Here is a 12,430-nt window from a genome sequence, read left to right on the forward strand (position 1 = left end):
ATAAGGCGCGTATGCTAGCATACCCGGCCTGTTAACGTGAGCCTCAAACTCGCTTTTCATCGCGAAGAATACTCAATTTGAGGTGAATGACATTCATCTATGCGGAATCTCCCATGACTGCCCTGACTCAAGACGCCCTGATTGAACGGTTATCGGCCATTGTTGGTGCCGATAAGGTTCGTACCGATGCAGACTCTCTGGAAACCTTCGGTAAAGACTGGACCAAAATCTACGCGCCCAAGCCAACTGCGATCGTGTTCCCGAAAACCACCGAGCAGGTGCGCGATATTGTACTGCTGGCCAATGAGCATCAGCTGGCACTGGTGCCATCCGGTGGCCGTACCGGTCTGAGTGCCGGCGCGGTGGCAGCCAATGGCGAAATCGTTGTGGCCTTCGATTATATGAATCAGATCAGCGACTTTAATGCCGTTGACCGTACCGTTAAATGCGGTGCCGGGGTGATTACCGAGCAGCTGCAGAATTATGCCGAAGAGCAGGGTCTGTTTTATCCGGTGGATTTCGCTTCTGCGGGCTCCAGTCAGATTGGCGGTAATATCAGCACCAATGCCGGCGGTATTAAAGTAATCCGCTGGGGTATGACCCGTGACTGGGTGGCTGGTCTGACCGTAGTAACCGGTCAGGGCGAAATTCTGCGTCTGAATAAGGACCTGCTGAAAAACAACACCGGCTACGATATGCGTCAGCTGTTCATCGGCGGTGAAGGCACGCTCGGCTTTATTACGGAAGCCACCATGCGCCTGACCCGTACACCGAAAAACCTGACCGTACTGGTGCTGGCGATTCCTGAACTGGACGACGTGATGAAGGTGCTGAACCAGTTCCAGGGCAGCATGGATCTGACTGCATTTGAGTTCTTCTCCGATAAAGCCATGCGTAAAGTACTGGCGCGCGGCGATGTGCCTGCGCCGTTCGACAGCAGTGCCGATTTTTATGCGCTGATCGAATTTGAAGCCGTCACCGATGCCGATATGGATCTTTCCATGAGCCTGTTTGAGCAGTGTGTGGAAAACGGCTGGGTGGTTGATGGTGTGATCAGTCAGAGTGAAACTCAGGCGGCGAATCTGTGGCGTCTGCGTGAGGATATTTCTGAAACCATTTCCGAGTGGACGCCGTACAAGAACGACATTTCTGTGGTTGTTTCCAAAGTGCCGCCATTCCTGAACGATATCGATGAAATCGTAACCCGTGAATATCCGGATTTTGAGATTATCTGGTTCGGTCATATCGGTGATGGCAACCTGCACCTGAATATTCTTAAGCCGGATGCGCTGGCGAAAGAAGAGTTCTTCGAACGTTGTGCCAAGGTATCCAAATGGGTATTTGAAATCGTGCAGAAATACGACGGTTCTGTTTCCGCCGAACACGGCGTAGGCATGACCAAAAAGCCGTATCTGAAATATACCCGCTCGGCGGCTGAGCTGGCTTATATGAAAGCGGTGAAAGCGGTATTCGATCCGAATAACGTGATGAACCCGGGTAAGCTGGTGGACCTGTAAGCGCCGTTTTATCGTTTGAAATAAACACAAAAAAGCCGGTTGATCCGGCCTTTTTTATGTCTGTATTTCGTCTTCAGCAGTGTTCGTTAGAACAGCTGCTCCGGCACCAGCTCAGTTTCACCACTGCCGTTGGTTGGTGTGATTTTAACCGGCTGGCTGGGCACATCTTCTTCTCTGAAGTATTCAAAAATGGCATTGTTTTGCCCCGGCGCTGCCAGTAAGCCGGTTTCCGGATCAATGCGTACGCTGACGATTCCTTCCGGTTGCTCGAATGGATGCTCGGGCACACCGTTCAGGGCGCTGCCCATATAATCGACCCAGACCGGCAGGGCGGTGTTGGAGCCAAATGCCCAGCGGCCAAGGGTTTTCGGCTGGTCAAAGCCAATCCATACGGTGGTTACCAGATCGGGGCTGAAACCGGAGAACCAGGCATCCTTCTGATCATTGGTGGTACCGGTTTTACCGGCCAGATCATCACGGTTCAGTGCCAGCGCGCGTTTGCCGGTTCCCAGGCGCACCACGTCTTTCAGCATGCTGATCATCAGGAAGTGGGTGCGTGAGTCCATGACGCGTGGTGCGGTGGGCAACGCTTCTTCCTGCTCTTCCGGCTGCGATTCTGTTTCCGGGTTCAGCTGTTGTTGCAGTTGCTGCTCCAGCAATTCGCTGGCGGCAAATTGTGCCTGACCAGCCTCGGTCGCCTGCTGTTTCTCACACTCGTGACACACGGTACGGGGTTTGGCACTAAACAGGATGTTACCGCTGCTGTCTTCGATACGGCTGATCAGATAAGGATCGACGGCATAGCCGCCGTTAGCCAGCACGCAGTAACCGGTGGCGAGCTCCATAGGAGTAACGGCTGATGCCCCCAGAGCCAGCGACAGGTCGGCATTCAGCTTGCTGCGCGGGAAGCCGAAGGGCTCAATATAATTGACGGCTTTGCCTGGTCCGACCTGCTTCAGAATACGGATAGACACCAGATTCTGCGACTTATAGAGCGCTTCGCGCAGACGGGTCGGGCCGTAAAACTTGCCGCTGTTATTCTGCGGGCGCCAGGTGTTTTCCAGGCTGGCGTCTTCGAATACCACCGGCGCATCATTAATAATGCTGGCGGGTGTGAAACCGTTAGCCAGCGCAGAACTGTATATGAACGGCTTGAATGCAGAGCCTGGCTGGCGCTCGGCCTGGATTGCGCGGTTGAATTTGTTGCTGCCAAAAGAGAAGCCTCCAACCAGAGCCTGTATGGCGCCATCTTTTGGACGCAAAGAAACGATGGAGCCTTCAACCTCGGGAACCTGGGCGAGCAGCAGGCCGTCGCGGCTTTCTTCTACCCAGATGCGCTGACCAATACTGAGTACATCGGATGGTTGCTTGGGCTCGGCACCAATGATGTTGACGTCAACGTAGGGTTTGGCCCAGAGCATGCCGCTGAATGGCAGCCAGCGTTCGCTGTTGTTCTGGTAGATCCAGGCGCCATCGTGCTCGACGCTGCGGACAATTGCCGGAGAAATCAGCCCCATATCATCCTGATCGCGCAGAATGTCATTCCACTGGTCGAGGGTTTGTGGCCAGTCGGTATCATGAGCCTTGTCGGCCTTGCTGAGCCAGGGTTCCAGTTCGGGATTGTCAGCCACTTCAAGGGTCATGACCGGGGCCATCGGTTTGGGCTGGCGGTAACCGTGATCGCGGTCATATTTCAGCAATCCGGTCTGCAGTGCCCGGTTGGCTGCCAGCTGGCGGCTGGCATCAACGGTTGTGTAGACTTTGTAGCCTGCAGTGTAGGCATCATCACCATAGCGCTCGACCATTTCGCGGCGCACCATCTCGGCAACGTAGGGGGCAAGAACTTCGGAGGTTGCGCCATGATAGCGGGCGGTAACCGGAGCTCGCGCAGCCTGGTCAAACTCTTCGGCACTGATCATTTCAAGGGTGCGCATACGTGCCAGTACATAGTTGCGACGATCGAGGGCGCGGCGCGGGTTGTTAACCGGGTTGGCCGCTGAGGGTGCCTGGGGCAGGCCAGCGATCATGGCCAATTGCGCCAGATTCAGCTCCTTGATGGATTTGCCGTAGTAAACCTGCGCCGCCGCTTCGATACCGTAGGCGCGCTTGCCCAGATAGATTTTATTGATGTAGAGCTCGAGGATTTCCTGTTTGCTCAAACTTTGTTCAATTTTCAGAGCCAGCAGAATCTCGGTGAATTTACGCGCAAAGGTCTTCTCCGATGACAGGTAATAGTTCTTGGCCACCTGCATAGTGATGGTGCTGCCACCGGATTTTTTCTTGCCGGTGCGGATCAACTCGAACACCGCGCGGGCAAGGCCTTTCAGGTCGATCCCGAAGTGTTCAAAGAAGCCGTCATCTTCAGAGGCGAGCAGGGCATTGATGAATTGTGGCGGTGTTTCAGCAAAGGTCAGAGGTGTACGGCGCTTCTCGCCAAACTCACTGATCAGCTTGTCGTCAGCGGAGTACACCCGCAGTGGCGTCTGCAGTTCGATGTCCTTCAGTTCTTCGGTATCCGGCAGGGTCGGAGCGAGATAAAGGTAGATTGCCATCATCAGTATGCCGGCGCCGGCAAAAATGGACATTACGAGCCAAAAAAACAATTGCAGGAGCGGGTGTGACTTAGTCATAAAAAAAGATTGTCATCGCCTCGGGAAGCCAGTGAATATGCGGGTTGCGGCATTATAAGGGTTTTTTGTTCTTTTAATAGGAATGTGCTTATAATGACTTCGACTATATAGGATCTGAGTGAGCTTGTGCGTGCAAGTTCGCGAATTTGATGGGGATTTTGTCGTGCTGGCTAACTTGTTTAATAAGAAGAACAAGGCAATTCTCGGGGTGGATATCAGTTCCACCTCGGTAAAAGTCCTTGAGTTGAGTCGCAATAACGATCGCTATCAGGTTGAAGCTTATGCCGCTGAACCCCTGCCTGCCAACGCTGTGGTTGAACAAAGCATCAGCAATGACGAAGCGGTTGGCGAAGCAATACGTCGTGCTTTGAGTCGTTCCCGTGCCGGTGCCAAGCGTGCAGCTATTGCTGTTGCCGGTTCTGCGGTAATCACTAAAACAGTGCAGATGAACGGCAAGCTGAAAGATGATGAAATGGATTTCCAGATCCGCGCTGAAGCGGATCAGTATATTCCCTATCCTCTGGAAGAAGTTGCGCTGGATTGGGAAATCCAGGGCCCGTCCGACTCTGGCAATGACATGGTGGATGTTCTGCTGGCGGCCTGCCGTTCTGAAACTGTTGAGCGCCGTAAAGACGCGGTTGAATACGCTAACCTCGAAGCTGCGGTTGTGGATGTTGAAGCTTTCTGTACCGAACGCGCCTTCTCTTTATTAGCAGGTCAGCTGGATGGTGACGAGATTGAAACCGTCGCTATTCTGGATATCGGTGCCACTATGACTACGCTCAGCGTGTTGCATGAAGGCAAATCCATTTATACCCGTGAACAGTTATTCGGTGGTAAGCAGCTGAGTGAAGATATCATGCGCCGCTATGGCCTCAGCGAAGAAGAAGCGACACGGGCTAAGCTGGAAGGTGGCTTACCGGATGACTACGAAAGTGAGGTTCTGGAGCCTTTCCGCCGTGCGGTAGTTCAGCAGGTCAGCCGTTCGCTGCAGTTTTTTTACTCGTCCAGCCAGTTTAATGATGTTGATTACATCATTCTTGCCGGTGGTACTTCTTCTATCCCCTATCTGTCGGACCAGGTTCAGGACGCTATGGGTATCGCAACTGTGATTGCCAATCCCTTTGTGAATATGACGCTGTCGCAGAAGGTTAACGCGAATCTGCTGAATGGCGACGCGCCTTCGTTGATGATTGCGTGCGGGCTGGCGATGAGGAGCTTTGATTAATGGCCAATATTAACCTGCTGCCGTGGCGTCAGGCGCTGCGGAAAGAAAAACAGAATGAATTTTACGGCGTGATTGCTCTGGTTGCTTTTGCTGCGGCTGCGATTATTTATCTTGTTAATGATTATTATGAAAGCGGCATTCAGACTCAGAACCGAAGAAATGCCTACATTACCAATGAAACCAAGGTTCTTGAAGCGAAGATATCCGAGATCCGTGAGTTAAAAGATAAACGTAAACAGCTGATTGAGCGGATGGAATTGATTCAGGCATTGCAGGGTAATCGTCCGATTATCGTGCGTGTGTTCGATGAAGTGGCTCGTTCTGTTCCGGAAGACCTTTATTTTTCATCCCTTAGTATCAAGGGGACTGATGTAACAGTTAAAGGGGTCGCTAAGTCTAATAACCGGGTAGCTGCTTTGATGCGTAACTTTGATCAGTCTGACTGGTTTGCCGATCCTGCTCTTATTCGCGTTCAGGCCAAATCAGAGGGCGTGAATGAATTTGAGGTTACGATGAAGCGTGTTCAGCCAAAAGCGGCAGAGGAGTGACAGCATGGCTGACCTGAAAAAAATAGACCTGAAGGCCCTCACCGAGAAGCTTAATGAGTTTCAACTTGATGATCTGAATAATATCGACTGGGAAAATATGGGCTCCTGGCCTTTTCCCGGAAAGGTTGTTTTCTGTGTATTGATTTTTATTGCAGTGCTGGTCGGTGGCTACTTCGGCATAGTGGAAGAGAATCTTGATCGTCTTAGTCGGGAAGTCAAAAAAGAAGCGACTCTGAAAAAAGATTATGAAAATAAGGCTTTTAGCGTGGCCAACCTGGCCGCGTACAAGTCGCAGATGGTCGAAATGGAAGAAAGCTTCGGCTCGCTGCTTAAACAGCTGCCGCGGGATACTGAAGTTCCTGGTCTTATTGACGATATCAGCTCAGCGGCGTTGAGTGCTGGTCTTAAACTGAATGCTATCGATCCGCAGAAAATGACCAAAACAGAATTCTATAACGAGCTGCCAATTGATATTGAAGTGGTTGGTGGTTATCACGAGATGGGGGCGTTCGTATCATCGGTTGCTTCCCTTCCGCGTATTGTGACCTTGCATGACTTTTCTATCGAAAAGTCAGGTAAAGATGGCGCTCTGAAAATGAAAATTCTGGCCAAAACGTATCAATACAGCAGCGATGAGGGAGGTAAGTAATATGAGTAAACTGATGCTGCCTCTCCTTGTCATCTCTTCTGTTTTTTTGACGGCCTGTTCTGGAACTTCAGACAGTGCGGATCTGAAGCGCTTCGTCGAAGATACTTTGAATAAGCCCCGTGGGCGTATTGAGCCTATACCTGTGTTTAAGCCCTATGAGTTTTTCAGCTATAGTGCCGCCGGCTTGCGCTCCCCTTTTGAATTGCCTGTCGTTGTTGATGCTGAAGTTAATATGCAGCCAGCAAGTGATATTCGCCCTGATATTGAGCGTCCCCGGGAGCATCTTGAGCAATACGCACTGGGCTCTCTTTCTATGGTGGGAACTCTGGCGCGTGATGACGGCGTGCTCTGGGCTTTAATCAAAGACGGTGACAGCAGCGTTGTCCGGGTAAAAGAAGGCAATTATATGGGCCAGAATCATGGCCGTATTCTGTCGATCTCCGAATACAGAATAAATCTTATTGAAATTGTACCTAATGGTATTGGTGGCTGGATTGAGCGGCCGAGAACTTTGGCTCTGGAAGGACTGGGTGGAGAGTAATTTTATGAATACGGTGAAAGGTTTTCACGCAATGATAAAGGCGCTACCAGTCCTGATGCTGGCTTTTATGGCCTCGCTTGCTTCTGCAGCGACACTTAACGATCTTCGTTTTTCATCTTTACCCGGTGATGTGACCGAGATCCGGATGGAATTTGATGGAACACCGCCACAAGTCAGTGGCTATACCATTGAGCAGCCAGCCCGTATTGCGCTGGATTTGCCAGGTGTGGTCAGTACGCTGAAAACAAAGCGCCATCAGATTGGTTCCGGTAATGCACGCAGCGCCACCCTGGTGTCGACCAAAGATCGTTCCCGTCTGGTTATTAATCTGACCCGCCTGGTGGGTTACACCACTAAGGTTGAAGGGAACGCTCTGCTGTTACGGATTGGGCAGACGGAAGGTGACAAAGTATTTGCTGCTGATGTTAAATCCAGTTCCCCAACAGGCATGCTCAATAATGATCTGAAAGTAGTTAATGTTGATTTTCGTCGTGGTGAGCTGGGAGAAGGTCAGGTTCAGATTATGCTGAATGACCCTCGCGCATCTGCCAATATCCGCCGCGAGGGCAATAAAATTATTGCCGATCTTAAAGGCGTACGCCTGCCGGAAGCTTTGAGCCGTCGTCTGGATGTCACTGATTTTGCCACGCCGGTTCGTTATGTTGATACCAAACGCGAAGATAGCTCTACCCGTATCGTAATTGAGCCTGTGGGCGATGATTTTGAATATCTGGCTTATCAGACAGATAAACTGCTCTCTATTAACGTATCTGTAGTGCCGGAAGAGCAGAGAGAAGAGCGTAAGAAGCAATTCCCGTTTACCGGCGAAAAGCTGTCGCTTAATTTCCAGAATATTGAAGTTCGTGCCGTGTTGCAGCTGATTGCCGACTTTACCGGTTTAAATCTGGTGGCATCAGACACTGTTCAGGGCAGTATTACATTACGTCTGCAAAATGTGCCGTGGGATCAGGCGCTGGATCTGGTGCTGAAAACCAAAGGGTTGGGTAAGCGCCAGATGGGGTCTGTACTGTTGATCGCGCCATCCGAGGAAATTGCTGCGCGTGAAAAAATCGAACTGGAAGCGGTGAAGCAGGTTGAAGAACTGGCTCCTCTGGTTACTGAGTACATGCAGTTAAAATACGCTAAAGCCAGCGATCTGGCGAAGCTGCTGACTTCTGAGCAGGGCTTGTTGTCTGAGCGTGGCTCTGCGGTCGTTGATGAGCGCACCAATACTCTGTTGATGAAAGACACTGCTGGTAATCTGGAAAAAGTCCGCGAAGCCCTGAATATGCTGGATGTGCCTGTACGTCAGGTTCTGATCGAAGCCCGTATTGTTGTAGCGACGACCAGTGTCGGTGAAGAAATGGGTGTTAAGTGGGGTGGTGCGGGCTTTAAAAATAACGGCAGTAACTGGACTACGGTTGGTGGCAGTCAGCAGACTCTGACCGAAGGAAATCAAATCTTACTTGATCGTGTCAATGGCGACGAGCCAGAAGCCATTAACCTCACTGCTGCCAATATTGTTGACTTTGGTGTGACTAACGCTGCGGCGACAACCTTCGCTGTAGGTTATCAGACGGCAGATTACTTGTTGGATCTGGAGCTGGCAGCGATTGAAACTGATGGCCGTGCGGAAATCGTATCACAGCCACGGGTTATTACTGCCGATGGCCAGACCGCTTCTATCGAGTCCGGTACTGAGATTCCATACCAGCAGGCAAGTTCCAGCGGTGCAACTAACGTGTCGTTCAAGTCTGCGGTTCTGCGTCTGGAAGTAACTCCGCAGATTACACCGGACGACCGTATCATTATGGATCTGGTGATCAATCAGGACTCCGTTGGTGAGTTGACCCCTGCAGGACCAAGCATCAATACCAATGCGGTGGAAACTCAGGTGCTGGTCGATAATGGTGAAACCGTGGTGCTGGGTGGTATTTTCCGCTCGGAAGAAGTGACGGCAATCAGTAAAACCCCATTCTTCGGTGATCTGCCGTTGATTGGTGCACTGTTCCGTTACACCAGCCACTCTGATGATAAGAGTGAGTTGCTGGTGTTTATCACCCCGCGTCTGGTTAAGGATTCGCTCAGCAACCGTTAATCCATGAAGCGATCACAATCAGTCTTTCTTATAGGGCCAATGGGTGCTGGAAAAAGCACCATTGGCCGTTTGCTTTCCGCTGAACTCAAGCTGGAATTCTTTGACTCTGATAAGGTCATTGAAGAGCGCTGTGGTGCCAATATTCCCTGGATCTTTGATATGGAAGGGGAAAGTGGATTTCGTGAGCGTGAAGAGCAGGCCATTGATGAGCTGACTCAGATGGGCTCAATTGTCCTCGCGACAGGCGGTGGTGTGGTTATGCGTGAAGCGAACCGTCGCCATCTGAGCGCACGCGGTACGGTCGTTTATCTTTGCACCTCGGTCGAGCAACAGCTTGCGCGTACGGCCAAAGATAAAAACCGTCCGTTGCTGCAGGCTGAAAACCCGGAGCGTATTCTGCGCGACCTGTTCAGTGCCCGCGACCCGTTGTATCGGGAAATTGCAGACATCATTATTGAAACCGACCAGCGCAACCCGCGCTGGGTGGTGCAGGAACTTAAAAGGCTTATAAAAGGCTGACACACATGAATACCCTCACCGTCGATCTGGGCGACCGCAGCTACCCGATTTTTATCGGAGCCGAGCTGCTCGGCGATTCTGCGTTATACACCCCTTATATTAAAGGCCGCCAGGTTCTTATCGTCACCAATGAAACCGTCGCTCCTTTATACCTGCAGCAGGTAAAAGCGGCGTTGGCGGATTATCAGGTGGATGAAGTCATCCTGCCGGATGGCGAGGCCTACAAAGATCTCAGTACACTGAACCTTATCTATGATGCCCTGCTGCAGAAGCAGCATAACCGTACGACAACCCTGCTGGCCCTTGGTGGCGGCGTTGTTGGTGATATGTGCGGTTATGCTGCCGCTTCGTATCAGCGTGGGGTGAACTTTATTCAGGTGCCCACTACGCTGCTGTCGCAGGTTGATTCTTCTGTCGGCGGCAAGACCGGTGTGAATCATCCGCTGGGTAAAAACATGATCGGCGCCTTTCATCAGCCGCAGTGTGTGATCGCCGATACCACCACCCTGAATACTCTGCCTGAGCGTGAGCTGTCAGCCGGTCTGGCGGAGGTGATCAAATACGGTCTTATCTGTGACTCCGCTTTTTATCAGTGGATTAAAGACAATATTCAGGCTCTGATGGCGCGTGAACCGCAGGCTCTGGCGTATGCGATTGAACGATCCTGCCAGGATAAGGCCGAAGTGGTGGCGCAGGATGAAACGGAATCCGGTATCCGCGCGATTCTGAATCTGGGCCATACCTTTGGTCATGCGATCGAAGCCCATCAGGGTTATGGTCAGTGGCTGCATGGTGAGGCTGTTGGTGCCGGCATGCTGATGGCAGCTGACCTTGGCTGGCGGATGGGGCATATCAGTGCTGATGAATTGCGTGAGCTGCGCTCATTGCTGCAGGCGGCGCAGTTGCCTGTGGTTGGGCCGGCCAATATGTCAGTGGAAGACTATCTGTCACGTATGCAGGTGGATAAAAAAGTGCTGGACGGTCGTATCCGCCTGGTACTGCTGCAGCGTATTGGCGAGGCTTATATGACCTCGGATGTACCAAAAGACCTGTTGACGCAAACCCTGCTGGCAGGGGATAAACTCGGTACGGCTTAACTCAGACCCTGAAGGAGGCACTATGGAAACCGATTTTAATCTGGATCTGGACGCGCATCGCAACAGCAGCACTGCAGATCCGGAAAACGGATACCACTTGCCTTTGCCGCAGTTACTGTCTGGTCAGCGCAAGCATCTCGAGTTGCTTGCGCATCTGGCGTCTTACAGCGAGCTTCTGGTTGCCGTAACCGGGCCTGAAGGCAGTGGTAAGACCGTTCTGTCCCAGGCTCTGGCTGCTCAGCGTGAAGAACCGGAAGAAAGCCTGTTTATTACCGCAGATCTGATGCTGGGTATGCCGGCCATCCTCAATCAGATTGCCCGCTACTGGGATATGCCGCAGCTGGCCGATGATATTGTTCATGCCCGCGAAGCCATCAAAGATATTGCTCTGCTGCGCTACAACGATGGTATCAGCCTGCTGGTGATTATTGATCAGGCCGACCAGCTTGATGCTGATACTCTTAATGAAATAGCTCACTTTGCGCTGCTGGCCCCTCAAGCAATATCTTTTGCGTTATTTGGTCAGCCGGGTTTTGAGCTGGCATTCCGCGAAAGCCCGGCGCAGGCGCCTGTGCATGTTCTGCATCTTGAGCCTCTGTCACTCGACGATTCCGCCGCGCTGATTCAGCAGGTGTTCAGCCCGGGTCAGCCATTGGCGCTGAGTCAGGATGAACTGCTGTTTATCTGGCAGCAATCGGGTGGCTGGCCGCAGTCGCTGTTGCATCAGGCTGAAGATTATCTGCTGTCACCCGGAATGGCTGAAGCGGTACCGGCAGCCAAAGCAACGGCTCAGGCCAACCGTTTTCCTTTATTGCATATGCTGGCGATTGCCGGTGTGGCTGCGGCACTGATTGTTTCCTTTCTGTACCGCGATGCTGATGAGCCGGCGGCGCTTGTTCCCGCCACCTTGCCGGATAACTCACTGGCGGTTACGGATACACTCACTGACAGTGAGCAATCACCTTTTATCAGTACTCCGGACAACGGCAATGAGCCTGTTGAGGCTGAGCGTATTGAAACAACAGAAATCACTCCACCTGTGGTGAAAACCGACAGTACAACCGGAGAGCCTGATTACAATTATTCCGCAGCAGAAACCTCTGCCGGAAGTGCTGAAACACAGCCCGAAACTGTGGCCTCTGCGCCGACTCAGGTGCCGGTTGCAGAAACAACCGCTATCGCCACGCCGGTGACCAGACAGCCGGTCAGCACTCCTGCTGTAGCTGAAGTGACCGCGCCTGCCGTTGTCAAACCGCAGCGCAGCCCCGATGAGCGTGCCTTGCTGGCAGCGAACAGTGGTTTTGTTGTGCAGCTGTTTGGTAGTTATCAGGCGGAGAATGCCAAAGGTTTCCGCCAGCAGTGGCAATCGCAGGTTGCAGGTTCGCTATACCAGTACCGTACCGAGCATAATAACCGTCCGTGGTTTGTCGTGGTGGCGGGTGTTTATGGCAATCGCGCTGAAGCCAAAGCTGCGGTAAATGCGCTGCCGCGGGAACTACGTACGCAGTCTCCCTGGATTCGTGAGGTTTCTGCGGTGCAGGATGTACTGCGCTGAGAAGGCTTTTCTGACTGCTATTTGACTCCTCAGGCAGCCTTCCGTCGC

The 12,430-nt window shown here is 52.1% G+C and carries 10 protein-coding genes; 9 read left to right on the plus strand and 1 reads right to left on the minus strand.

Annotated elements, in window-relative coordinates; genetic code table 11:
* Nucleotides 1-113 precede the first annotated feature (113 nt).
* The gene (locus LGT44_RS14580; protein ID WP_230331200.1) at nucleotides 114-1,517 is read left to right on the plus strand and encodes an FAD-binding oxidoreductase; all 1,404 of its coding nucleotides are present in this window, start codon (nucleotides 114-116) and stop codon (nucleotides 1,515-1,517) included.
* 86 nt (nucleotides 1,518-1,603) lie between these two features.
* Here LGT44_RS14580 and LGT44_RS14585 read toward each other — a convergent pair whose 3' ends face one another.
* Nucleotides 1,604-4,072, minus strand: a complete 2,469-nt coding sequence (locus LGT44_RS14585) for a penicillin-binding protein 1A (RefSeq protein WP_230331199.1) — start codon at nucleotides 4,070-4,072, stop codon at nucleotides 1,604-1,606.
* Between the two features lie 205 nt (nucleotides 4,073-4,277).
* On the opposite strand from LGT44_RS14585, the gene LGT44_RS14590 reads away from it, so the two are divergent.
* From LGT44_RS14590 to LGT44_RS14625, 8 genes are read left to right on the plus strand one after another with little or no spacing between them, the layout of a single operon-like run.
* Nucleotides 4,278-5,375, plus strand: a complete 1,098-nt coding sequence (locus tag LGT44_RS14590) for a pilus assembly protein PilM (protein WP_408033933.1) — start codon at nucleotides 4,278-4,280, stop codon at nucleotides 5,373-5,375.
* A complete protein-coding gene (locus LGT44_RS14595) occupies nucleotides 5,375-5,923 on the plus strand; it encodes a PilN domain-containing protein (protein WP_145470732.1) in 549 nt (182 codons plus the stop codon). Before LGT44_RS14590 ends, LGT44_RS14595 begins: the two co-directional genes overlap by 1 nt.
* Nucleotides 5,924-5,927: 4 nt before the next feature.
* Nucleotides 5,928-6,572: a type IV pilus inner membrane component PilO gene (locus tag LGT44_RS14600; protein WP_145470734.1), complete on the plus strand. Its 645-nt coding sequence runs from the start codon at nucleotides 5,928-5,930 to the stop codon at nucleotides 6,570-6,572.
* A 1-nt stretch (nucleotide 6,573) separates the two neighbouring features.
* A complete protein-coding gene (locus LGT44_RS14605) occupies nucleotides 6,574-7,113 on the plus strand; it encodes a pilus assembly protein PilP (RefSeq protein WP_230331198.1) in 540 nt (179 codons plus the stop codon).
* Between the two features lie 4 nt (nucleotides 7,114-7,117).
* On the plus strand, nucleotides 7,118-9,211 hold the full coding sequence (gene pilQ, locus LGT44_RS14610; protein ID WP_230331197.1) for a type IV pilus secretin PilQ family protein: 2,094 nt from the start codon (nucleotides 7,118-7,120) through the stop codon (nucleotides 9,209-9,211).
* A 3-nt stretch (nucleotides 9,212-9,214) separates the two neighbouring features.
* The gene (aroK, locus tag LGT44_RS14615) at nucleotides 9,215-9,730 is read left to right on the plus strand and encodes a shikimate kinase AroK (protein WP_145470740.1); all 516 of its coding nucleotides are present in this window, start codon (nucleotides 9,215-9,217) and stop codon (nucleotides 9,728-9,730) included.
* 5 nt (nucleotides 9,731-9,735) lie between these two features.
* Nucleotides 9,736-10,827: a 3-dehydroquinate synthase gene (gene aroB, locus LGT44_RS14620; protein ID WP_230331196.1), complete on the plus strand. Its 1,092-nt coding sequence runs from the start codon at nucleotides 9,736-9,738 to the stop codon at nucleotides 10,825-10,827.
* 22 nt (nucleotides 10,828-10,849) lie between these two features.
* A complete protein-coding gene (locus LGT44_RS14625; protein WP_230331195.1) occupies nucleotides 10,850-12,382 on the plus strand; it encodes an SPOR domain-containing protein in 1,533 nt (510 codons plus the stop codon).
* The last annotated feature ends 48 nt before the right edge of the window (nucleotides 12,383-12,430 follow it).

The organism is Thalassolituus alkanivorans (assembly GCF_020447205.1).
Classification (GTDB): domain Bacteria; phylum Pseudomonadota; class Gammaproteobacteria; order Pseudomonadales; family Oceanobacteraceae; genus Venatoribacter; species Venatoribacter alkanivorans.